A 23,347-nucleotide genomic window follows, 5' to 3' on the forward strand; every position below is an offset into this window, starting at 1 on the left:
GGCATTCCTGCAATGTCGGGCAGAGGATCGAGGAGACGCCATGACCAAGGGACCGCCGCCGCTCGCCGCGCGCGGGCTGAAGCTGCGACAGCTGCAGCTGATCGTCGATGTCGCGGACACCGGCCAGGTCGTGGCGGCGGCGCAGCGGCTGAACATGACCCAGCCCGCCGCCTCGCGGATGCTGTCGGAACTTGAACATCTGCTGGGCGTCAAGCTGACGGCGCGGCATCCGCGCGGGGTGAACCTGACGGCGGCGGGCACCCGGCTGGCCGAGCTGGCGCGCGGCATCCTGCACGAGATCGACAGCGCCGCGACCGAGGTGCGGGACATCAACAACGGAAAGGCGGGCTTTGTCAGCCTCGGGTCGGTCTCGGGGCCGTCCTTGGACCTGGTGCTGCCCGTGCTGCAGAACCTGCGCATCATGCGGCCGCAGATCCGCTTCGACGTGATGGTCGATTCAAGCGACCGGCTGGTCGGCGAACTGATCGCGGGGGACGTCAACTTCTACCTGGGCCGCATCCCGGACCATGTGGATGCGACGCAGTTCTCCATGCGGACGATCGGCCCCGAGCCGATGTCCCTGATCGTGCGCGCGGGGCACGAACTGGACGTGCACCCGCCCGCGGACCTGACCGAGACATTGCGCTTCGACTGGGTCATGCAGCCGCGCGCCGGCCTGCTGCGCCGCACGGTCGAGGCCTACCTGATGGAGCGCGGGCTGCCACTGCCCCAGCGTGTCGTCGGCACCGCCTCGCTGATGTTCACGCTGGCGCTTGTCAGCCGCAGCAACGCGATCGGGATCATGTCCACCCAGGCGGAAGAGTTCTTCCGCTCGCAGGATTCGCTTGGCGCAAGGATCGTGCGGCTGCCGGTCGCCCGCGACCTGATGGTCGCGCCCTACGGCCTGGTGACGATGCGGGACCGCAAGCTGACACCCGCCGCGGCGCTGGCCTACGGCGCGATTGCCGACGCCGCGGGCCTGGCTGCCGACTAGGGCAGCAGCACGCGCGGCTCGGGCAGGCCCCGGGCGGCGAGGGTCGTGGCAAAGGTGCAGCCGGCCTGCGGGTCGGCGCGGCGGGCCTCGGGATCAAGGCCCTCCCAAGCGGTGGTGACCATCAGGTCGGACAGGCCTGCGCCGCCGAAGGCCGGGCAGCTTGCCTGCCGAGCCGGGACCGGAACGCTGGCGACCAGGCGCCCGCCCGGATCGTAGCAGGCGACCCGGCCCGCGCCCCATTGCGCGTTCCACAGGTTGCCCTCGGCGTCGGTCACGGCACCGTCGGGGGAAAGGCCCTCGGGCGCGAGGTCCAGAAAGACCTCCGCCTCACCGGCAGGCCAGCCCGTCGCGGGATCGAGCGGCAGCCGCCAGATCGTCCCGGCCGCGGTGTCGGCGAAATAGGCGCAGGCGCGGCGGCGGTCGAAGCAGATGGCGTTGGGGATGGTCAGCCCGTCGCGGATCACCCGCAGCTCGCCCCTGAACCAGCGGCGGATGGCCCCCGCGCGCCCTTGCGCCGCCTTGCCCATGGTCGAGGCCCAGAAGCCGCCCCAGGGATCGGCCCGGCCGTCGTTGGATCGCAGGTCCGGCGCGTCATCGGCAATGGCGACGAGTTGCTCGCCCATCGTCCCGCTGCCCAGGTCATAAAGCCAGAGCCCGGTTTCGGTGGACAGCAGCAGCCGGTCGCGATCGACCCAAGCCATGGCCGAGGTCAGTTCGGGCAGGTCGCGGCTGGGGGCCGCTGTGCTGTGCAGGCGTCGGCCGAGGATGTCGAGCCACAGGAACTCCTGCCGCTCGGGGTGCCAGAAGGCGCCTTCGCCCAGTTCGCAGGGCGTGGGGTCGAGCAGCCTCATGCCCGCGTTCCGGCCGCCGCGTCATGGGCGGCGACCACCCGCGCCGCCGTATCGGCGGTTTGGCCGACCGGCTGTCCGGGCCGATAGATGGCGGTGCCGATGCCGAAGCCCGAGGCGCCCGCGGCGATCCAGTCGCCGAAGTTTTCCGGCCCGGCGCCGCCCACGGCATAAACCGGCAGGTCCGGCGGCAGCACGGCGCGCATCGCAGAAAGCCCGGCAGGCCCCACAAGCGAGGCCGGGAACAACTTGAGGCCGGTCGCGCCCGCGCGGATCGCCGCGAATGCCTCGGTCGGCGTCATGACGCCCGGCCAGCTTTCCATGCCGGCCGCGCGGGTCGCGGCGATCACCTCGGGGTTGGCATCCGGCGACACGACCAGCCGGGCGCCCATCCCGGCCAGCCGCGCGACCTGCCCCGGGTCCAGGACGGTGCCCGCACCGATCAGGGCACGGTCGCCGAAGAGGGCAATCAGCCGGGCGATGCTGTCGAAGGGCTCGGGCGAGTTCAGGGGCACCTCGATCGTCGTGATGCCCGCAGCGATCAGCGCCTCGGCATGGGCCTCGGCCTCGTCGGGGCGGATGCCGCGCAGAATGGCGATCAGCGGTCGAGTCATGCGGCCGCCCCCTGTCCGGACGGCCCTGCGGATCGCTGCACCCTCACGCGCGCTTGGCCTTGTTGTAGACGTCGAAGATCACGGCGGCCAGCAGCACCAGGCCCTTGATGACCTGCTGGTAGTCGATGCCGATGCCCATGATGGACATGCCGTTGTTCATCACGCCCATGATCAGCGCGCCCACGACGACGCCGAGGATCTTGCCCGACCCGCCGGACATCGAGGCCCCGCCGATGAACACCGCGGCGATCACGTCCAGCTCGAAGCCGACGCCGGCCTTGGGCGTGGCCGAGTTCAGCCGCGCCGTGACGATCATCCCCGCCAGCGCCGCCAGCACGCCCATGTTCACGAAGGTCAGGAACACCAGCCGGTCGGTCTTGATCCCCGACAGCCGCGCCGCCTTCTCGTTGCCGCCAAGCGCATAGATGCGCCGGCCCAGCGTCGTCTGCTCGGTCACGAAGGCGTAAAGGACGACCAGCACCGACATCACGATCAGCACGTTCGGCAGGCCGCGGAACATGGCGAGCTTCCATCCGACGAACATCAGGGCCGCGACCACCACGGCATTGCGCGCCCAGAACAGGCCCGCAGGCTCGGGCTCGGTGCCGAAGGCCGCGTCCTGGGCCCGCGCGCGCAGCCCGCTGGTGACGATCGCGGCGGCCGCCAGCGCGACCAGGATCAGGGCGGTGAAGTTGGGCTTGTCCGGGCCGAACACGTCGCCGACAAAGCCCGTGGACAGCGCCTGGAAGGCCTTGGGAAAGGGCCCGATGTTCTGGCCCTGCAGCAGCCACAGGGTCAGGCCGCGGAAGACCAGCATCCCCGCAAGCGTCACGATGAAGGACGGGATGCGCCAATAGGCGATCCAGTAGCCCTGCGCCGCGCCGATCAGCGCACCGATCATCAGCACGGCGGGCATGACGGCCCAGACCGGCCAGCCCAGCTTGACCGTCAGGAAGGCCGAGGCTGCGCCGGTGAAGGCCGCGACCGAGCCGACCGACAGGTCGATATGGCCCGAGACGATGACCAGCAGCATCCCCAAGGCCATGACGATGACATAGCTGTTCTGCAAAAACAGGTTGGTGATGTTCTGCGCCGACAGGAAGTCGATGCCCTGGGTGCTGCGCACCACCACCACGAAGAACAGCACGATGGCCAGCAGCGCCAGCACCATGCCGTTCTGGCGCAGGCCCCCGCCCAGCCGGGCGCGGATGGCGCCGCCCGCGACGCCCAGTTCGTCATGCTGCGGAACCGTCACGCCGCCCTCCCTTCGCTGCGCAGGATCATGCCCATGATGCGCTCCTGGCTTGCCTCGTCGCGGGTCAGCTCGCCCACGATCCGGCCCTCGTTCATGACATAGATGCGATCGCACATGCCCAGCAGCTCGGGCATTTCCGAGGAGATCATCACGACCCCCCTGCCCTCGGCCACCAGCCTGTTCATGATCGCGTAGATTTCGAACTTGGCGCCCACGTCGATGCCGCGCGTCGGCTCGTCGAGGATCAGCACCTGCGGCTGGGTGAACAGCCACTTGGACAGCACGACCTTCTGCTGGTTGCCGCCCGACAGGTTCACCACCTGCTGCAGCACCGAGGGCGTGCGGATGCCCAGGTCGCGGCGATAGCCCTCGGCCACCGCCTTCTCGCGCCCGCGCGACAGCACGCCGCGCGCCGAGATGCCGGCCAGGTTCGCAAGCGAGACGTTGCGCTGGATCGGCTCGTCCAGGATCAGGCCCAGGGTCTTGCGGTCCTCGGTGACATAGCTCAGCCCGGCGCCGATCGCGCGGTTCACGGTCGAGACGTCGGCCGGCCTGCCGCCGATTTCGACCGTGCCCGAGATGTCGCGGCCGAAGCTGCGGCCGAAGATCGACATGGCAAGTTCGGTCCGGCCGGAGCCCATCAGGCCGGCGATGCCCACCACCTCGCCCCGCCGCACGGTGAAGGAGGCGTCGTCGATGACCTTGCGCGGCTGGTCGGGGTGCCAGACGGTCCAGTTCCGCACCGCCATCAGCTCGCCGCCGATCTGCGGCACGCGCTCGGGGTAGCGGTGGGCAAGGTCGCGCCCGACCATGTCGCGGATGATCCGGTCCTCGGTGATCTCGTCGCGGGTCAGCGTCGAAACGGTCGAGCCGTCGCGGATCACCGTCACCCGGTCGGCCACGCGGCGGATCTCGTTCAGCTTGTGGCTGATGAGGATCGAGGTCACGCCCTGCGCCTTCAGTTCCAGCAGCAGCTTCAGCAGCGTGGCGCTGTCGTTTTCCTGAAGCGCGGCGGTCGGCTCGTCCAGGATCAGCAGGCGGACGTCCTTGGCCAGGGCCTTGGCGATCTCGATCAGCTGCTGCTTGCCGACGCCCAGCTTCTCGACTGGCGTGGTGGGGTTCTCGTCCAGGCCCACCTTGGCCAGCAGCTCGCGCGTGCGCGCCCAGGTGCGGGGCCAGTCGATCACGCCGCCTCGCGTGATCTCGTTGCCCAGGAACATGTTCTCGCCGATGGACAGCTGCGGCACCAGCGCGAGTTCCTGGTGGATGATGATGATGCCTTCCGCCTCGCTGTCGCGGATGTTGCGGAACTGCATCGTGCGGCCATCGTAAAGGATCTCGCCGTCGTAGCTGCCGTGCGGATAGACGCCCGACAGGACCTTCATCAGCGTGGACTTGCCCGCGCCGTTCTCGCCGCAGATGGCGTGGATCTCGCGCGCTTCGACCTCCAGATTCACGCGGTCCAGCGCGCGCACGCCGGGAAAGCTCTTGCCGATCCCGCGCATCTCGAGAATTGCCGCCATGCCCGCCTCCCCTGCGCGCAAAATGGGCGGTCCCGGCCTTTGCGCCGGAGCCGCCCGGGTTCCGTCTTACTTCAGCTGGTCCTCGGTGTAGTAGCCCGAGTCGACCAAGACCTGCTTGTAGTTCGCGGCATTCACCTCGACCGGCTCCAGCAGGTAGGACGGCACCACCTTGACGCCGTTGTCGTAGGTCTTGGTGTCGTTGATCTGGGGTTCCTTGCCTTCCAGCACGGCGTCCACCATGCCGACCGTCACCTTGGCCAGCTCGCGCGTGTCCTTGAACACCGAGGCATACTGCTCGCCCGCGATCATCGACTTGACGCTGGGAACCTCGGCGTCCTGGCCGGTCACGATCGGCATCTTCATGTCGCCCGAGCCGTAACCCACCCCCTTCAGCGAGGACAGGATGCCGATCGACAGCCCGTCATAGGGCGACAGCACGCCGTGGATCTGCTTGTCGCCGTAGTTCGCCGACAGGATGTTGTCCATGCGCGCCTGGGCGGTGGCGGGGTCCCAGCGCAGGGTGCCGACCTGGTCCATGCCCATCTGGCCCGACACGACCGCGATCTCGCCCGCGTCGATCATCGGCTGAAGGACCGACATGGCGCCGTCGTAGAAGAAGAAGGCGTTGTTGTCGTCGGGCGAGCCGCCGAACAGTTCGACGTTCCAAGGCTTCTGGTCGGGGAAGCGTTCCTTCAGGCCCTTGACCAGCGAATTCGCCTGCAGGACGCCCACCTTGTAGTTGTCGAACGTGGCGTAATAGCTGACCGCGTCGGTGTCGCGGATCAGGCGGTCATAGGCGATGACCTTGATGTCCGCGGCCTGGGCGTTCGCCAGCGCGTTCGACAGCGTCGTGCCGTCGATGGACGCGATCACCAGCACCTTGGCGCCCTTGGTGATCATGTTCTCGACCTGGCTCAGCTGAGTCGGGATGTCGTCCTCGGCATATTGCAGGTCGGTCTGGTAGCCGGCGGCCTGCAGTTCCTTGACCATGTTGTTGCCGTCGTCGATCCAGCGTGCCGAGGACTTGGTCGGCATCGCGATGCCCACCATGCCCTTGTCCTGCGCCAGGACCGGCCCGGCGAGCAGCGAGAACCCGATCCCGAGCGCGGCCGCGAGCTTCATCACCTTCATTCTGCGTTTCTCCCTCCCCGACGGCGCCGTACGTTCGCGGCACCGATTGCTTCAGTCCCATGTGGTAATAGAGGCCGCCCGCGCCGGACAAATCCTAAGATGCGCGGCCGATATACCGATACCGCTATGGCAAACCGCCTGATCCGCGCTATCGCGATCGCGGCAGGTCTAACGGGCCACGGGCGAAAGCTGTTCCAGACGGGACCACGCCTCAGGGAACAGACCGTTCCCGGCCCCCTGCATCACCGATCTGCTGACCTCGGCCGTCCGAGGGCCAACGCGAGGTCGCGGCCTGCGCGGAGGCCGCTTGTTGCCTTGTGCGGCGCGCCAGCCGCAGCAAGGCAAGCCACGCCGATGCGCGGCCTTCCGCAGGTGATCTGCTCCACCTGCGCGAAGATTGCACCGTTGGGCGACAGGGCTATTCGGGTGTTCCTGCCTGACGCAGCGCCTCTCCCAGCAAGGTTCTCAGCCCCCTGTCCGTGAAGGGCAGCACCGTGAAGAACCCTTGCAGGGTGGCGCCGGGATAGCGGGCGCGCAGGACGGCCTGCCATGTCACGGCGCCGGCGAGGTCCCCTGCCCGCTGGCAGACGGCGACGGCGATCATGAGCATGGCGATATGGGCGTGCGGCGCCCGTGCCCCCCGGTTCGCCCAGGCAACCGCCTCGTCAGGACGCCCGGCGGCAAGCAGGGCCACGGCCTTGCAGGCCTGCATCGCACAAAGCATCGGGTCGAGCGGACTCAGTTCGATGGCATGGTCCATGTCGGCCAGGCAGTCGCCGGTCCGGCCGGCCAGCATGGCGGCGAAGCCGCGCGAGTAATAGCCCTTGGCATAGCTCGGGCTGAGCTGGACAGAGCGCTCAAGCCAGGGCCGGCCATCCTCGGGACGGTTGAGCAACAGGAACAGCCGGCCTTCGGCAAGGTTGGCGAAGGGGTCCAGCGGGTCCAGATCGAGGCTGCGCTCGGCATGGGCCTGCGCCTGCGCCACCGCCAGCGCACGATCCGGGGCCCACCTCATCGCCGCCGACTGGTAGCTGGTGAAGGACAGGGCCGCGAAGGCGCTGGCGAAGTTCGGGTCAAGGCGCGTCGCGCGCTCGAAATAGCCGGTGGCGATGGCATTGTCGGCTTCGGTGAAGCGGAAGATGTGATGCAGCCCCAGGTGATAGGCGCCCCAGGCATCCAGCTGCTCGGTCGGGCAGGACCGGGCGCGCAGGGCCTCGTTCAGGGGGATCTGGATTTCCAGCGCGGCCAGCACGGCGGTTGCGATGTCCGCCCGCGTCTGGTGGATGTCGTCCAGGCTGCCGTGGAACCGCTCGGCCCAGACCACGGCGCCGGATCGAAGGTCGCAAAGCTCGATCGAGACCGCGATCCTGCGGGCCGCATGCTCGATCGCCCCTGAAAGCGCATAGGTTGCGCCGAGGCCGGCAGCGACGGATTGCGGCGACGGATGCGCGTCCCGCAGGCGGAAGGTCGTTTCCTGCGCCAGCACCTGAAGCCAGCGCAGGCGCGACAGGCCGGCGATCAGGTCTGCGGGCAGCGCGTCCGCGACCACGTCGAAGCCGCTGGATTCCCCGAACCGTCGGAACGGCAGAATGGCGAGACGCGGCCTTGAGCCGGCCCTGCCTGCCGTGCCTTCCTCCGCGCGGGGTCCGGCCGCTGCGCTTGGCGGGTGCGACACCTCCCCCACGAAGCGGAAGCCCCGTCCGCGCAGCGTGCGGATGATCCGCTGCGTCTCGCCGTCGTCGCCCAGCGCCTTCCGCAGCGACTTGAGAACGGTCGAGACCGCCGCGTCCGAGATGAAGCGCCCGCCCCAGACGGTGTCGATTGCCTCCTCCCTCGTGACGAGCCGCTCCCGCCGTTCCACGAGCAGGACCAGCAGGTCGTAGGCCTTGGGTTCAAGGGCAACGGGACCGCCGGGACCGGACAGTTCCGCGCGGCCCGTATCAAGGCAGAACTCGCCCAGGCGGTAGATCATCGCCCCGGTCCCCTGCAGCCGCCACGATCTTACCACGGAATCCCCACGCCGTCCTCAAGCATGACCGCCTGCCGCCCGCTATCTTCGGCCTCGCTCCGGGACCTCGCGAGAACGGTCCGGACGCAAAGCCACCCCTTGGAGGATTCAGGCATGACCATGACATCGACCGATCCCGACGTCTCCCGCCCCGATTATGCCGCCATAAAGGGCCGTCAGCAGGCGGCCTGGGCCTCGGGCGACTATGCCCGCATCGGCGTCACCCTGCAGATCGTGGGCGAGACGCTGGCCGAGGCGATGGACCTGCCCGCGGGCGCAAGCGCGCTGGACGTGGCGGCGGGCAACGGCAACGCGACCCTCGCCCTGGCCCGGCGCGGTGCGGCGGTGGTGTCCACCGACTACGTGCCCGCGCTGCTGGACCGCGGGCGCCAGCGCGCCGAGGCCGAGGGCCTGCCCATCGCCTTCCAGGTCGCCGATGCCGAGGCGCTTCCCTTCGCGGATGCCAGCTTCGACGCCGTGGCCTCGACCTTCGGGGTGATGTTCGCCCCCGATCAGGACCGGGCCGCGGCCGAGATGCTGCGCGTCTGCCGCCCCGGAGGCCGGATCGGGCTGGCCAACTGGACGCCCGACAGCTTCATCGGCGAGGTGTTCCGAACGCTCGGCCGCTACATGCCCCCGCCCTCCGGCCTGAGGCCGCCGTCCCGCTGGGGCGACCGTGCCTGGATCGAAGCGGCCTTCGGCCCGGCTGCAACGGCGATCGCCTTCACGCCGAGGTTCTTCGTCTTCCGCTACGCCTCGCCGCAGGAGTTCCTGGACGAGTTCCGCCGCTTCTACGGCCCGATCCACAAGGCCTTCCTGGCGCTCGATCCCGCAGGCCAGCAGGGCCTCGGGCATGATCTGCTTGCTGCAATGGCGCGCTTCAACTCGGCCACCGATGGCACGTTGCGCCTGCCCTCGGAATACGCCGAGATCGTGGTGAGCAAGGCCTGAGCAATCATCCGCCCGGCGGGCCTGCACGCAGCAGGCCCGCCCCCGCAGGACCGACCGCCCGATCTTGGCCGGCGTTGCCGGGGGCAGAAGGGGCAGTTCGTCGAGCAACCAAGCGCCGGCATCCTCTGCCACACGCCGGGCCCTGGCATCTGCTGCGGCGAACATGCAGACCGCTGGACCATGACCTGCCTGGCGGTCAGTGCCGCACCTCGAGGATCATGTTGAAGGGCGTTTCGGCCGCCTTGCGGATGCGCGAAAAGCCCGCCTCGCGGCACACCTGCGCCAGCCGCGTTTCACCGGCCTGTGCGCCCAGGACATGCGTGCCCTCCTCGGAAATCGCGTGGGCGCAGCAGAGCCAGGTCGAGCCGGTATAATAGATGCGCCCGACCGGGTTCAGGTTCTCCTCCACCCTGTCCGAGGCGGCGGGCTCGACCAGCATCAGCGTGCCATCCGGTGCCAGGGCCTCGCGCGCACGGCGCGCCGCCTCGACGGGATGACCCAGGTCGTGCAGGCAATCGAAGAAACAGATCAGGTCGAAGAGCCCCGGCAGGGGCGCCTTCGCATCGGCAAGCGCGAATTCCACCCGGTCGGACAGGCCGGAGGCGCGGGCCAGCGCCTGGGCGGCAGCGATCGAGGCGGGATGGGTGTCGATCCCCACGAAGCGGCTGTTCGGAAACGCCTCGGCCATCAGCAGCGTCGAATGGCCGTGCCCGCAGCCGATATCCGCCACACGTGCCCCGGCCTGAAGCCTTGGCACCACGCCGTCCAGCGCAGGCAGCCATTCGGACACCAGGCTGGCGCGATAGCCGTTGCGGAAGAAGGCCGCGACACCGCAATGCAGGCGGCCGTCGTGGGCGCCCCAGGCGACGCCCTTGCCGCTTCGGATCGCCTCGGCCGTCTGGCCCGCATCGGCCCAGGCTGCGGCCACGACCTGCCAGACGGCGGGCATGAAGACCGGGCTGGTCTCGTCCGCCAGGACGGCGGCCTGTTCGGGCGTCAGCTCATAGGTCCGGCTTGCAGGGTGATACACGACGTATCCGCCCGCGGCCTGCCCGTTCAGCCATTCGCGCACGTAACGCTCGGCGCAGCCGGCGGCTTGCGCGACCTCGTGGCTGGTCATCGGGCCTGCGCCCGCCATCGCCCGGTAAAGGCCAAGGCGGTTGCCGATGTCGATCATGACGCCGCCGTAGCCCGCGGCCAGTTCCGAGACCGCGCGGTTGACAAGGTCGTCCAGTGTGGAGGGGTCGATCGTCTGTCTGTCCAGTGCCATGGTTCGTTCCTTTCCCGGAGAACACCCGCGCATCATCGCCATTGCCGCAGGGGCGCACGAGTGCGAGACTGGCCAGAATGGGTCCGCTTCGGTCGGAAGAGCCGGATGGGCAGGGTGGCATCAGCTGCGGTTCACGTCGGCATCGTCGCGATCCCCGAGGCCGGCCTTGCCACGCTGAGCGGGATCTTCGACGTTCTGAACAGCCTTGCCTGGCTGGACGGCCACGAGGGCCTTCCCGCCGGCCCGACCTTCCAGGTCGAACTGCTGGGCGAGGCCGCGGACCCCGTGCCGCTTGCCAGCGGCGTCACCCTGCCGCTGCATGGTGCGGCCCCTGGGCGGTCCTGCGACATCGTGATCGTGCCGTCCCTGTTCGTGCGCGGCACCGGCTGGAAAGGGGGCCGCTATCCTGACCTTGCCCGCTGGATCGTTGAACGGCACCGGGCGGGTGCCACGATCTGTTCGGCCTGTTCGGGCCTGTTCCTGATTGCCGAAACGGGACTTTTCGACGGCGTGGAGGCGACCGTTCACTGGCCCTATGCGCGCATGTTCGGCGCGCAGTATCCGGCCGTGCGGGTGCATCCCGACCGTGCGTTGGTCGTTTCCGGGCAACGCGGCGAACTGATCAGTTCCGGCGCCTCGACCAGTTGGCATGATCTGGTCCTGTACCTGATCGGACGAGAGGCCGGTCCGGCCGCCGCTCGGGCCGTGTGCAAGGCCTTTGCCTTGCAGCGCCATGTGGATGGCCTGGCCCCGTTCATCGTGTTCGACCCGCCGCGCGAACATGGCGATGCCGTGGTCGCGGCCTGCCAGGCCTGGCTGGACGGCCACGCTTCGGTTGCATTTCCGGTCCGGGAGATGGTTGCACGCTCGGGCCTGTCCGAACGTGGCTTCTCGCGCCGCTTCCAGGCAGCGACCGGCCATCCGCCGCTGGATTATGTCCAGCGCCTGCGGGTCGAACAGGCAAAGCGCAGGCTGGAACGGACTGACGATCCGATCGAGCAGGTGGCCTGGGCCGTCGGCTATGAAGACCCTTCCGCCTTCCGACGGCTGTTCGCGCGGATCGCCGGGATCAGCCCGGGCCATTACCGGCGGCAGTTCGGCCATCCCGGCGGGACGGACCGCGGATAGGGCGAAACCCTCATGCGGGGCGCCACGGGCCCGACCGAACAGCGGGCGCACCAGTGAGCGGAAGGCCGGGACCCGGCGCTTCGGGTCTGCCCGGGACCCTGCCCGGGCTGATGCCGCCCTCCGGCACGCCCGACAGCGGGTGGGCCAAGGACCGCCGAGAGCCTCCGGGACTTCATCACTCCCACGTCGATCCGCTTCCGGCCTCGGCGCTTGTCAACATGAGTGAGGCTCGGAGACATTGCCTGCCTAGCCCGAAACTGTGGCCGCGAGCGAGCGACGCAGGCTCCTGCGCGGAAAGGAAGACCTTCGGGCCTCTGTCCTGAGCCCCGCCGCTGCGCGCCGCCAGTCCCTTGGACGACCGAACATGCTTTCGACCCGAGGTCGAACCCTCTGCATCGGAGCAGCCGTCTTCAGCCTCAACCCAGGACTGGCCCTGTTCATCCTCAAGCCGGTCACGGGTCGTCTCGCCAACCCTCCATCCCCAAGGCCGACGAGCGTGTGGCCACACGGAAGATCCTTCAGATACCTGGCTCAGTCTTCGGGATGGCACATCGCTGCCACAACGTTCCATTCGGCAAGTGTGATGCGCAACTTTCCTGCCCTCGCGGCGCCGCCAACGAAAGAAATATTGCGCGGTCAGGCTGAAGCGTGATTGGCTGGCACAGAAGTCCCGCCCAAAGGGGGACCCATCGCACCAAGTCTCGACAGGAGGTTCCCCATACTGCTGTCCTGCCCGACTTTAGCCTTCCATCGCTTGTCGCCTGCCGGGCCGATGCCGTGAAAGAGAGCGGTTCCCCTGTCGCGCGTGACGCCGAACTGATCACTCCCGAGGAGCTTCCCCTCTGGGTGCCGGGCGACGTCCTGACCGACAGCGGCAGCCTCCGATGGAAAGGCATAGGGCAGCGGACGTATCGGTACCGCGGCCTCGACGTCGCGATCCCGCCGATGGACCACTACCTGATCGTTCACTACCTGCATGGGGTTACGCCGATGGACCGGCAGGTCGGCGGACGCTGGTCACGCGCGGAATGTCAGCCCGGAATCTTCTCGCTTCTCAGCCTGGCAACGGATTCCCACTGGCACTGGACGCAGCCGCTTGAGGTCTCGCATGTCTACCTGTCGGGCGAGATCCTCGCCAAGGTCGCGGGCGACATGCAGGGCCGTGACGTGGCACACGTGACATTGCACGACGTGCTGCATGGCAGCGACCCCACGCTCACGCTCATCGCGGCCGAGGTCCTGCGGGAGGTCCGCCGCGGCGGCGACGGAAGCCCGCTTTATGCCGAGGCGCTGTCGCTCCAGCTGGCGGTTCACCTGCTGCGCAACTACGCCACCTGCCAGTTCCGCGGGAAGGCGCCGCGCCGGTTGGCCCCTGCCCAGCGCCGGCGACTGGATGACTACATCGAGGCCAACCTGGAGGGCGCCCTGACGATCGAGGGGATGGCGACGGTCCTCGGCGTCGGTGTCTGGACCCTGAACCGCCTGCTGCGCAGCACCTTCGGCTGCTCGGCCCATGGCCTTGTCACCGCGCGCCGGGTGGAACGGGCCAGGGCGCTGATGACCAATCCCTCGCTTTCGCTCAAGCAGGTCGCGGCGGCGGCGGGGTTTTCGGATCAGGCGCACATGACTCGCACCTTCCGGCTGCATCTCGGCACCACGCCGGGGCGGCTGCGGGACGGCGGCGATCACCGGATGGTTCAAGGAACTGTTCCATCCGTTCAAGACGAAGCGGAGGACGTTTCATAACCTTTCGTTGACCAGGGCACGGATGCTGCCCTTGGCCGGGAGTCCGGGGAGGGACTTCCAACCCAGGAGGAGGAAACGAAATGGCTCTGGAGTCCCAACTCTCGCCACAGGCCGAGGCGTCGGCAGGCCGGCAGGTGCTGGACGCGGGCATCGGCGCCACCGGCATTCAGGTGATCCAGACCATCGCCGACAAGGTGGCCGAGCTGAAGGTCTTCGTGCGGACGCCGCAGTACGTGCTGCCGATGAAGAACCCCTCCTACGGCCCCGAGGAAGTCGCCGCCTACAAGGCGCGGTTCGAGGAACTGCGCCAGACGCTGCCCAACACCTTCACCGGCTTCGAATACGACTTCGACAGGCAGTGGAATGACCTTACCCCCGAGCAGCGCCGGGCGCATCTTGAGGACTGCTACGCGAACGGCTCGCTCAAGCTGTGGCTGGCGTCCTTCGGCGAGATGTTCTTCGATCCCGAGGTCAGCGAGCAGGTCTCCGAATTCGTGCGCGAGAAGATGCGCGCCCGGCTGAAGGACCCGAGCCTCTGCGAGCTGCTGATCCCGACCGACTACGGTTTCGGCACCCACCGCGTGCCGCTGGAGATGAACTACCTGGAAGTCTACCTGCGCCCGAATGTCGAGGCGGTGCCTGTGAAGGACAACCCGATCGCCCGCATCACGCCCGAGGGGATCGAGCTGGCGGATGGCACCCGCTACGATCTCGACGTCATCATCCTCGCGACCGGCTTCGATGCCGGAACCGGGGCGCTGACCCGGATCGACATCCGCGGGCGCGGCGGGCGTTCGCTGCGCGAGGACTGGGGCCGTGACATCCGCACCACCATGGGGCTGATGGTGCATGGCTATCCGAACATGTTCACGACGGCGGTGCCGCTCGCGCCCTCGGCCGCGCTTTGCAACATGACGACCTGCCTGCAGCAGCAGACGGAATGGATCACCGACGCGATCCGCACCATGCGCCAACAGGGCAAGTCGGTGATCGAGCCGACGGCGGACGCCGAGGAGGCCTGGGTCCGGCACCATGACGAGACGGCCAGCGCGAACCTGATCTCGAAGACCAATTCCTGGTACCTGGGATCGAACGTGCCCGGCAAGCCGCGCCGCGTACTGTCCTATACCGGGGGCGTCGGCACCTATCGCCGCAAATGCACCGAGGAGGCCGCGGCCGGCTATCCCAGTTTCGCGATGGCATGACGGAACGGCCGCGCCGAGCGGGGAGGCTCCGGCGCGGGCGCACAACGGGAGCCGCAGGTTCCGCAAGGGGAGGACAGGATGAACGAGGATTTCAGGGCGGCGGCCGACCGCGTGCTGAACGGCGTCGTCAGCGGCGATCCGAGGGTGCCCGGCGTCGTGGCGATGGCGACGGACCGGCAGGGCAACTTCTACGAGGGTGCTGCAGGCCAGCGCAGGCTTGACCGCGATGCGCCGATGACGACCGACAGCGTCTTCGCGCTGTTCTCGACCACCAAGGCGATCACCGCCACGGCCGCGCTGCAACTGGTCGAGGACGGCAGGCTGGACCTCGACGCGCCCGCCGAGACCCATGCGCCCGATATCGGCACGCTGCAGGTGATCGAAGGCTTCGACGCGCAGGGCGAGCCGATCCTGCGGGCGCCCAGGCGCAAGGTCACGACGCGACAGCTTCTGACCCATACCGGCGGCTTCGGCTACGACTTCTTCAGCGAAACCTACAACCGGCTTGCGCAGGACAAGGGCCAGCCCAGCGTGATCACCGCCTCGCGCGCGGCCATCATGACGCCCCTGCAGTTCGATCCCGGCGAGCGCTGGGAATACGGCAGCAACATCGATTGGGTCGGACAGGTCATCGAGGGGATCACCGGCAAGCGCCTGGGCGAGGTCTTCCGGACGCGCATCTTCGAGCCGCTGGGCATCACCGACATGACCTTCGAGCTGAACGACCCGCTGCGCGCCCGGCTGGCCGGAATGCACATGCGCAACGCCGACGGCAGCCTGACCGCGACCGACTTCGAGCTGCCTGACCGGCCCGAGATCCACATGGGCGGGCACGGTCTCTACGGCACTGTCGGCGACTACATGCGCTTCATCCGCATGTGGCTGAACGACGGACGCGGCGAGCACGGGCAGGTCCTGAAGCCCGAAACGGTGGCGATGGCCGAGCGCAACCACCTGGGCGACGCGAAGGTCACGATGCTGCCCGGTGTGATCCCGTCCCTGTCGAACGACGCCGAGTTCTTCCCGGGCCTGCCCAAGTCCTGGTCCCTGCCCTTCATGATCAACGACGAGGCGGCACCGACCGGACGCCCGCCGGGCGCGCTGGGCTGGACGGGGCTTGCCAACCTGTTCTACTGGATCGACCGGCGGAACGGCGTCGGCGGCTTCTGGGCCACCCAGATCCTGCCCTTCGGTGACCCGGTGTCCTTCACCGGCTACATCGACTTCGAGACCGCCTGGTACCAGTCCCGGCGGCAGGCGGCGTGATCGCGGGGGGCAGGGTCGCCCCTGCCCCATGAGGACAATCGTTCAACAACGGGAAAGGACAGAACCGATGCCATGCTACCTGATCGCCGAGGTAAAGGTCACCGACGACGGCTGGATTCCCGATTACGCCGCCAGGGTCCACGACATCGTCGCGCGCCACGGCGGCCGCTACCTGTCGCGCAGCGGCAGGATCGAGGCGCTTGAAGGCGAGGCGCCCGATGCCTCGCTGGTGGCGCTGATCCAGTTCCCCTCTCGCGAGGCGGCGATGGAGTTCGCCGCAGACCCCGACTACGCGCCCTTCGGCGAGGCCCGGAAGGCGGGCAGCATCAGCAACTTCTACCTGATCGACGACACGGACGTGGCGGGAACGATCCCCTATCTCGGCAAGGGATGAGCGCCGCAACCGGCAGCGGTTTCGACTGACGGCCGCTGCAACGAGGGGCGGCTGGTGGCGGCTGCTCCTGGTGAAGGTCACCAAGAGGGAGGCTGGCGATGCGCCGGCACGAACTCAGCGATGCGCTGTGAGAGTTGATCGCCGGCCTGATGCCCCGTGTCGGCCGACGCGGAGGAGGTTGCTCGCGGGACCACCGGCAGGTGGTGAACGGGCTGATCTGGAGCTCTGCCCCGAATCCCGATGCCGGGACCTGCCGGAGCGCCATGGCCCGTGGCAGACGGTCAGCGAACGTTTCAGCCGCCGGAGCCGGGAATGCCTGTCTGACCGGGTTCCGGATCGGTTGCGGCTCAAGCCGAATGCGGAAGTCTGATCGATCTGGACCTGTGGTGCATCGACAGCGCCGGCGACGACGAGGACGCCGCCACCGGCTCGCAGCGCTGGTTCCTCCATGGGGTCTTCGGATGAAGGAGGGGCGGACATGAGCAGACCACCACCAAACCGGAGGCCTCGTGCGATGAGCGGCGCGCCATGGCAGGCTTGGACAGCAGATCCTCTGCCGCATGTTGGCGGATGCAGTTCAGGATCTTGGGCAGGCCCAGCCGATCAGCGTGGTGCCTCAGCCTGCCCCCGACACGGCGCAGATCGCTCAGGAAAGCCAGAGCGGTCTCCGGCAGTCTCCCGACACTCCACAGTCACGACCCGGGCTGCTCCTCCTCACCCGAGAGCAGTTCGCGCAAGCCCGTCACCAGGGTCTCGCGGCAGGCAGCTTCATCCTGACCTGCCAGGGCCCGCGCCTCATCGACCTTGGCACGGAGAGTCTGCACCCTGTCGCCGGCCTCGGCGACGGGCGCATGGCCCGGCGCCTGCGTCGGTTGCGGCTCATCCGGGGGCGTGTCAGTCGCGGTCCCGTCATTGCCGGGCGCTTCGGTGCCGGTCATGGCACGTGCCTCGCGCGCGCCTGCGACGCCCTGACCGCCCGAGGAGGCCGCGATGGATTCCCGCGACGCCTGGTCCAGCACCTCGTCCATGAGGGCCAGATGCTCGGCGCAGTCGGCTGCGGCCATGGTCGTCGACACCGCAACAAACGCGGCGCCCAGGGCAAAACGGAAGGGGATCATGTCACTCTCCTAGCTGCTCAGCTGGTTGCCGACCGGCAGGCGGCGGATCCGCTGGCCGGTGGCGGCAAAGATGGCGTTGATGATGGCGGGCGTGACCGGCGGAAGGCCGGGTTCTCCGACGCCGCCGAGCGGCTGGCCGTAATCCTCGCCCCCGACAAGATGCACATGGATCTCGCGCGGGGCGGTATCCATGCGCGGCACCGGGTAGCTGTCGAAGTTGTTCTGCTGCGCCCGGCCCTGCGCGAAGGTGATCTGCGACATCAGCGCCTGGCCGGAGCCCATGATCACCGCGCCCTCCATCTGCGAACGGATGCGGTCGGGGTTCACATGGGGGCCGCAGTCGATGGCGATATGGGCGACAGGGATGCGCACCTCGCCCGTTTCGTCGACCTCGACCTCGGCCACGACGGCCACGTAGCTGACGAAGCTGTAATGCGCCGCCAGCCCCAGCGCGCGCCGCGCAGGCATGTCGCGGCCCCAGCCGGCGGCCTCGGTCACGGTCTCGATCACCCGGCGCAGGCGGCCGGTATCCACCGGATAGCGTGCAGGGTCCTCGCCATAGTTCCAGACGTCGCCAAGCTCGGTCGGGTCGATCTTCCGCGCGGGGCCGATCACGTCGAGAAGGTAGTCGCGGTGGTCGCGCCCCGCCTCATGCGCCAGTTCGGCGATGAAGGACTGGATCGCGAAGGCATGCGGAATGTTCGAAACCGAACGATACCAGCCGATCCGGGTATGCGCCTGCGCCTTGGGATTCTCGGCCCGCACATTGGGGATATCCAGCGGCATGTTCGTCAGGCCCATGCCCAGTTCGAAGGGCAGCTTCTGCATCGGGTCGGGCGCGAAGATCGATCCGATCGTGGGCGCCGCCGTGCGGTGAAGCCAGGCGACCGGGCGACCGCTGTCGTCCAGCCTTGCCTCCAGCCGCTCGACCGAGACGGTGTGGTAGAAGCTGTGATGCAGGTCATCGTCGCGCGTCCAGACCACCTTGACCGGCGCCCCGTCCATCTCGCGGCTGAGAAGGGCGGCCTCGATGGCGAAATCGGGCTTGGACTTGCGGCCGAAGCCGCCGCCCAGCAGGGTGACGTTCACGGTGACGGCCTCGGGCGGCAGGCCCAGCTTCTCGGCGATGCGCACGCGCGTCACCTGCGGCGCCTGCACGCAGGCCCAGACCTCGCAGCGGCCGTCCCGGATCATGGCCAGCGCCGCCGGAGCCTCCATCGGCGCCTGGGCCAGATGGGGAATGTAGTATTCCGCCTCGACCCTGCGCTGCGCCGTTTGCAGCGCGGCCAGGGCGTCGCCCTGGTTGCGGACGACCGTGCCATCCGTGCTGCGGGCGGCCTGCTCAAGCTCGGCCTTGAAGGCCTCGCTGTCATAGGTGCCGTGGGGTCCGTCCTCCCACCGGATGTTCAGCGCGTCGCGCCCGCGCATGGCGGCCCAGGTGTTCGTCGCGATCACGGCGACCCCGCCCAGCGGCTGGAACTCGGAGGGCTGCGGCGGCGGGTCGATCATCACGACGCGCTGCACGCCGGGGACCTTCATGGCTGCCTCGGCGTCATGGCTGACGGCACGGCCGCCCACGACCGGTGGCCGCGCGACCACCGCGAACAGCATCCCTTCGGCCTTGGCATCCATGCCGTAGATGGCCGTGCCGGTGACGATGCCGGGGTTGTCGATCAGCCCGACATCCTCGCGGCCGATGTAGCGGAACCGGTCGGGCGATTTCAGCACCAGCGTCTCGCGGGCCGGGACCTCGCCCTCGGCGGCGCGCGCGGCCATGTCACCGTAGCCCGCCTGCTTTCCCGAGGCGGCATGGCTGAGGACGTGGTTCTCGGCCACGACCTCCTCGACCGGAACGCTCCATTCGTCGGCGGCGGCCTCGCGCAGCATCAGGCGCGCGGCGGCGCCGGCGCGGCGCATCGGCTCGAAGAAGTGGCGCAGGCTTCGCGAGCCATCGGTATCCTGGTTGCCGAAGGTCGGCTCGTCGGCTTGCGCCTGGGCCACACGCACGCGGTTCCAGTCGGCTTCCAGCTCGTCGGCGATCGCCATGGCGATGGACGTGCGGACACCCTGCCCCATTTCCGAGCGGTGGACCGTTACAGTCACCGTGCCGTCGGGATCGATGGAAATGAAGATGCGCGGGTCGTCGCGCCAGCCGTTCGGCATTGCGTCGGCGCCGAACTTCAGCGGTTCTTCGGGCTCCTGCGCCAGGGACGGCAGGCCGAGCGAGAGCACCAGCGCCCCGGCCCCCAGTCCCAGCAGAACTGCGCGCCGGCTGACATTTTCAAGGGCGGCCATCACCGAGCCTCCTGTCCGGCGGCGCGCTTGATCGCGGCGCGTATGCGGGGATAGGTGCCGCAGCGGCAGATGTTCTGGCTCATCGCGGAGTCGATGTCCTCGTCCGTAGGCGCAGGGGTTTCAGCCAGAAGCGCCGCGGCCTGCATGATCTGCCCGGCCTGGCAATATCCGCATTGCGCGACGTTCAACTCCTGCCATGCCGCCTGCACCGGATGTGTCCCGTCCGGCGACAGGCCCTCGATGGTGACCACCTGAGACCCGTCGGCAACCGTCATCGGGGTGACGCAGGAAAAGCTGGCCACCCCGTCGATATGGACGACGCAGGCCCCGCAGAGCCCGGCGCCACAGCCGAATTTCGCACCCGTGAGCCCCAGTTCGTCGCGCAGGTACCACAGCAGCGGCATCTCGGGATCGCCGTCGAAACTGCGCGCCATCCCGTTCACTGTGAGATTCATGATGTTTCCCTCTCCGGCTCTTCCGGCTGATGCTGTCCATCAGTCCGCGCAGGGCTCCCTGCAACGGGCCTTGCCACCAGAACTGTGCGGCAACCCAGCGAAACGCACGAGCCTGCAGGATGTTCCCGCCCGGCACGGTTGCTGCAGCCGCTTGCGGTCGGGTTGGCCCAGCAGCGTGTGGGGCCGATCGTCATCGCCCACCGCCAAGAGTGGCCCTCGACCTTGCCTCGCATCCGAGCTTCACTGGAGCGGCCCGTTGTCTCCTTTGCAGCACTTCCGAAAGGCAACGTCTGCTTTGCGGGACGAAGCGGCCGATAGCGGCATTCCCGGAACCGGATACGCTTGGCCGGCGACGGGTCAGATCTGAGACCGTGGAACGCATTCATGAGGCACGCCATGGAACTACGCCCGGAACAACCCGGCGATGCGGACGCAATCCGCAGCATCACTCAAGAGGCATTTGCCGGGGCAGAGCACAGTTCCGGCACCGAGAGCGCGATCATCGATAACCTCAGGTCGGCCGGGACCCTGTCCCTGTCCTTGGTTGCACTCAGCAACGACCGGATCGTCGGACATATCGCCTTCTCGCCTGTGAAGATCGCCGGTGGCGGTCAGGGCTGGTTCGGGCTTGGCCCCGTCTCGGTGCGGCCCGACATGCAGGGGAAGGGCATCGGCAGCCGGTTGATCCGCGAAAGTCTCGCGCAGTTGCGGGCTGGGGGCGCAGAAGGATGCGTCGTTCTGGGCGATCCTGCCTATTATCGGCGTTTCGGCTTCGCCGCCGATCCTGCCCTGACGTTCGACGGGGCTCCGCCTGAGTACTTCATGGCCCTGTCCTTTACCGGTTCTTCGCCGTCCGGTTCAGTGACATATGAACCCGCGTTCTATTCGGGTTGAACAACTGCCACCGTCTCGTCACGGGTAACCAGCCTGGCTGCCCGCTTCGGGCCTCATGGCCACCGTCATGACTTTGATGCCCATTCCCCGGCCCGATATGACGCGAGGTGGCGTCGGTGACGCTGGCATGAAGGCCCGTCATCCACGGGCTGTCTGAACGTGCCGGGGGCGGTTACTCAGCTAAAAGGCACGTTCTTCTTCCCGCCAGGGCCGGCCTGTGATCTTCTGGACAGAGATCGCCACCCGGACGGAGACTGGCCGATGTCATCCCCAGGCGCGAAGATGGTTTTGCTGGCCACAGGGGTGGCGCTGGCCACGGGCAACGCCGAGGCACAGCCACTTTCAGCGCAAGACTCCGATCCCGCCGTCATGGGCTGGATGCAGGGCTTTCCTCCGCCAGAGGACAAGATCATCACCCAGCCCGAGTCGGTCTACTTCAGCTTTCCCCGGCTCCGATGGTCGGTCTGCCACCTGCGGGAGTTCCTGCCCACCGAGGAGATCAGCCGCGGCCTGAACGCACCGGTTCCACTGACCTACCCCTCGCCTGTCGAGTTTGCCGATCTCCGCGCCGGGATCGATGGCCTGACCTTTGTGCCCATGGGTCAGGATCAGCCGATGACATGGGAAGCCTCGCTTTACGCCAACTACACGGACGGCATTCTTGTGCTTCACAAGGGCCGCGTGATCTATGAGCGCTACTTCGGATGCCTGACCGAAGACGGCAAGCACGCCGCAATGTCGATGACCAAGTCCGTGACCGGCCTTCTGGCCGAGATCCTGGTGGCCGAGGGCACGCTGGACGACAGCAGATTGGTCCGGGACCTCATTCCCGAGGTCGCGGGCAGCGCCTTTGGCAGCGCGACGGTCCGACAGGTCATGGACATGACCACGGGGGTCAGGTTCTCGGAAGACTATGCTGATCCGGCCGCCGATATCTGGAGCTATTCCGCTGCCGCCAGCCCGTTCCCGAAACCCGAGGGCCAGGACGGCCCGGACGGCTACTGGGAGTACCTTGCGCAGGTGCAGCCCGAGGGCAGGCACGGCGAGGCGTTCCATTACAGGACCATCAACTCGGACATGCTGGGCTGGATCGTCAGTCGCGTATCCGGGCAATCCGTGACAGCGCTCGCATCCGCCCGCTTGTGGCGCCCCATGGGGGCAGAGCAGGACGCCTATCAGACAGTCGACGGAAAGGGTGTGCCCTTTGCGGGCGGCGGCCTCAATCTCGGCTTGCGCGATCTGGCCCGGCTTGGCCTTCTGGTGCTGGACGAGGGCATGATCAACGGCCGTCGCCTGTTCCCCGCAGAGGTGATCCAGCGGATCCGGGCGGGCGGTGATCCGACGAAGTTCAGCGGCTATCCGACAATCCCGAACGGCAGCTACAAGAGCCAGTGGTGGGTGTTCCACGACGACCACGGGGCCTTTGCTGCCCGTGGGGTCCATGGTCAGACCATCTATGTGGACCCGGCAGCCGACATGGTCATCGCCCGCTTCGCCTCGTTTCCGACCGCCTCCAACAGCGGGATCGATCCCACTTCGTTGCCCGCGTACCGGGCATTGGCAGACTACGTGATGAAGCAGAACTGAGGCCAGCCGTGTTCAAGGCGAGACCATCAAGCCGGGCGAAACTCTGGGCTCCAGCCTGACCACGTCATCCAGAAGCTTATGGCGGCAGTGAGCGCGATGGCGGAGAGGAACAGGTCGCCGCAGCGGTGCAGCGCATGGCGAGGCCGCGCCAGTTCTTGAGGCACGCGAAGTCGTTCTCGATGCGGCAGCGCTTCTTGTGGCGCGTGCGGTTGTGGGTGGCCGGGTGCCGCCGCCTGCTGCAGGCCGGAATACGGACCCGCAGGCCACGGGCGTTCAGGTCATTCCGGGCAGTTGGCCTGCGGAACATGCGCGCCACGCCCGTCCATGACGACGGGCGCATCATGCGACGGCTGGACGGGCGGCTCTTCTGGTGCCGCGTGCAGGGGCGGTCGCCGAGGCCGGACGAGCCTTTCGCCCGAGCGGTCTGGACCTTTGCCGATCTCGTGGCAGAGCGTCCGGTGCTGGACCTCACCCGGCGCAAGCGGGAGATCGCGATCCGCGCCTGCCAAGGCCGCATGGCGAAGGAAATCACCCGCGATCTCGACCTTTTGCCGCGCACGGCCGATCAGTATCGCGCGCGATTGTTTCGAAAGACAGGGACACACAACAAGGCCGAACTGGTTGCGGTTCTTACCAGTCTTCCCGTCTGAACATAACAGTTTCCG

At 68.1% G+C, this 23,347-nt stretch carries 20 protein-coding genes; 10 read left to right on the forward strand and 10 right to left on the reverse strand.

The genetic code is table 11. From position 1 onward, the window contains the following. The first annotated feature begins 40 nt into the window (after nt 1–40). Nucleotides 41–994 carry a LysR family transcriptional regulator gene (locus CK240_RS12005; protein ID WP_167650038.1) on the forward strand — a complete coding sequence of 318 codons (954 nt, stop codon included), beginning with the start codon at nt 41–43 and terminating at the stop codon, nt 992–994. Here the strand turns inward: CK240_RS12005 and CK240_RS12010 are convergent. The 6 genes from CK240_RS12010 to CK240_RS12035 form a co-directional block, all read right to left on the reverse strand. Beyond that, a complete protein-coding gene (locus tag CK240_RS12010; RefSeq protein ID WP_095640588.1) occupies nt 991–1,845 on the reverse strand; it encodes an SMP-30/gluconolactonase/LRE family protein in 855 nt (284 codons plus the stop codon). The genes CK240_RS12005 and CK240_RS12010 overlap by 4 nt on opposite strands. Beyond that, complete coding sequence (locus CK240_RS12015; RefSeq protein WP_095640589.1) at nt 1,842–2,456, reverse strand: 2-dehydro-3-deoxy-6-phosphogalactonate aldolase; 615 nt, start codon at nt 2,454–2,456, stop codon at nt 1,842–1,844. Before CK240_RS12015 ends, CK240_RS12010 begins: the two co-directional genes overlap by 4 nt. 43 nt (nt 2,457–2,499) lie before the next feature. Further along, on the reverse strand, nt 2,500–3,687 hold the full coding sequence (mmsB, locus tag CK240_RS12020; protein WP_276304931.1) for a multiple monosaccharide ABC transporter permease: 1,188 nt from the start codon (nt 3,685–3,687) through the stop codon (nt 2,500–2,502). Between the two features lie 20 nt (nt 3,688–3,707). Continuing rightward, entirely contained in the window at nt 3,708–5,234 is a 1,527-nt protein-coding gene (gene mmsA / locus CK240_RS12025; RefSeq protein WP_095640590.1) for a multiple monosaccharide ABC transporter ATP-binding protein, read from the reverse strand. Between the two features lie 66 nt (nt 5,235–5,300). Further along, nucleotides 5,301–6,365 carry a multiple monosaccharide ABC transporter substrate-binding protein gene (gene chvE / locus CK240_RS12030; RefSeq protein ID WP_095640591.1) on the reverse strand — a complete coding sequence of 355 codons (1,065 nt, stop codon included), beginning with the start codon at nt 6,363–6,365 and terminating at the stop codon, nt 5,301–5,303. Nucleotides 6,366–6,783: 418 nt separating this feature from the next. Beyond that, on the reverse strand, nt 6,784–8,337 hold the full coding sequence (locus CK240_RS12035) for a winged helix-turn-helix domain-containing tetratricopeptide repeat protein (RefSeq protein WP_095640592.1): 1,554 nt from the start codon (nt 8,335–8,337) through the stop codon (nt 6,784–6,786). A 150-nt stretch (nt 8,338–8,487) separates the two neighbouring features. Here CK240_RS12035 and CK240_RS12040 point away from each other — a divergent pair, with 150 nt between their 5' ends. Continuing rightward, nucleotides 8,488–9,324 (forward strand): class I SAM-dependent methyltransferase, encoded by an 837-nt coding sequence (locus CK240_RS12040; RefSeq protein WP_095640593.1) that lies wholly within the window; start codon nt 8,488–8,490, stop codon nt 9,322–9,324. A 196-nt stretch (nt 9,325–9,520) separates the two neighbouring features. Here the strand turns inward: CK240_RS12040 and CK240_RS12045 are convergent, their stop codons facing one another. Continuing rightward, nucleotides 9,521–10,594 carry a class I SAM-dependent methyltransferase gene (locus tag CK240_RS12045; protein ID WP_095640594.1) on the reverse strand — a complete coding sequence of 358 codons (1,074 nt, stop codon included), beginning with the start codon at nt 10,592–10,594 and terminating at the stop codon, nt 9,521–9,523. Between the two features lie 114 nt (nt 10,595–10,708). On the opposite strand from CK240_RS12045, the gene CK240_RS12050 reads away from it, so the two are divergent. The 5 genes from CK240_RS12050 to CK240_RS12070 all read left to right on the forward strand — a co-directional run bounded on the left by CK240_RS12050 (nt 10,709) and on the right by CK240_RS12070 (nt 16,333). Further along, nucleotides 10,709–11,722 (forward strand): GlxA family transcriptional regulator, encoded by a 1,014-nt coding sequence (locus tag CK240_RS12050; protein WP_205957823.1) that lies wholly within the window; start codon nt 10,709–10,711, stop codon nt 11,720–11,722. A gap of 777 nt (nt 11,723–12,499) precedes the next feature. Continuing rightward, on the forward strand, nt 12,500–13,468 hold the full coding sequence (locus CK240_RS12055) for a helix-turn-helix domain-containing protein (RefSeq protein ID WP_205957824.1): 969 nt from the start codon (nt 12,500–12,502) through the stop codon (nt 13,466–13,468). Nucleotides 13,469–13,548: 80 nt separating this feature from the next. Continuing rightward, nucleotides 13,549–14,673, forward strand: coding sequence for a flavin-containing monooxygenase (locus CK240_RS12060; RefSeq protein ID WP_240517395.1), 1,125 nt, complete (start codon nt 13,549–13,551; stop codon nt 14,671–14,673). A gap of 78 nt (nt 14,674–14,751) precedes the next feature. After that, nucleotides 14,752–15,939 (forward strand): methyl acetate hydrolase AcmB, encoded by a 1,188-nt coding sequence (acmB, locus tag CK240_RS12065; protein WP_095640596.1) that lies wholly within the window; start codon nt 14,752–14,754, stop codon nt 15,937–15,939. Nucleotides 15,940–16,006: 67 nt separating this feature from the next. Then, on the forward strand, nt 16,007–16,333 hold the full coding sequence (locus CK240_RS12070; protein WP_095640597.1) for a DUF1330 domain-containing protein: 327 nt from the start codon (nt 16,007–16,009) through the stop codon (nt 16,331–16,333). Nucleotides 16,334–17,025: 692 nt separating this feature from the next. On the opposite strand, the gene CK240_RS12075 is transcribed toward CK240_RS12070, so the two are convergent. Genes CK240_RS12075 through CK240_RS12085 form a run of 3 tightly spaced genes read right to left on the reverse strand, consistent with a single transcriptional unit; the run spans nt 17,026 to nt 20,201 of the window. After that, nucleotides 17,026–17,451: a hypothetical protein gene (locus tag CK240_RS12075; protein WP_095640598.1), complete on the reverse strand. Its 426-nt coding sequence runs from the start codon at nt 17,449–17,451 to the stop codon at nt 17,026–17,028. Between the two features lie 9 nt (nt 17,452–17,460). Beyond that, a complete protein-coding gene (locus tag CK240_RS12080; protein WP_095640599.1) occupies nt 17,461–19,746 on the reverse strand; it encodes a xanthine dehydrogenase family protein molybdopterin-binding subunit in 2,286 nt (761 codons plus the stop codon). After that, a complete protein-coding gene (locus CK240_RS12085; protein WP_276304924.1) occupies nt 19,746–20,201 on the reverse strand; it encodes a (2Fe-2S)-binding protein in 456 nt (151 codons plus the stop codon). The genes CK240_RS12080 and CK240_RS12085 overlap by 1 nt, the downstream gene beginning before the upstream one ends. Before the next feature lie 396 nt (nt 20,202–20,597). Here CK240_RS12085 and CK240_RS12090 point away from each other — a divergent pair, with 396 nt between their 5' ends. The 3 genes from CK240_RS12090 (at nt 20,598) to CK240_RS18710 (ending at nt 23,332) form a co-directional block, all read left to right on the forward strand. Continuing rightward, entirely contained in the window at nt 20,598–21,095 is a 498-nt protein-coding gene (locus tag CK240_RS12090; RefSeq protein ID WP_095640601.1) for a GNAT family N-acetyltransferase, read from the forward strand. 159 nt (nt 21,096–21,254) lie between these two features. Beyond that, the gene (locus CK240_RS12095; protein WP_240517396.1) at nt 21,255–22,682 is read left to right on the forward strand and encodes a serine hydrolase domain-containing protein; all 1,428 of its coding nucleotides are present in this window, start codon (nt 21,255–21,257) and stop codon (nt 22,680–22,682) included. 341 nt (nt 22,683–23,023) lie between these two features. Then, a complete protein-coding gene (locus tag CK240_RS18710) occupies nt 23,024–23,332 on the forward strand; it encodes a LuxR C-terminal-related transcriptional regulator (RefSeq protein ID WP_167650039.1) in 309 nt (102 codons plus the stop codon). Nucleotides 23,333–23,347 lie beyond the last annotated feature (15 nt).

This window comes from Paracoccus salipaludis (assembly GCF_002287065.1).
GTDB classification, from domain to species: domain Bacteria; phylum Pseudomonadota; class Alphaproteobacteria; order Rhodobacterales; family Rhodobacteraceae; genus Paracoccus; species Paracoccus salipaludis.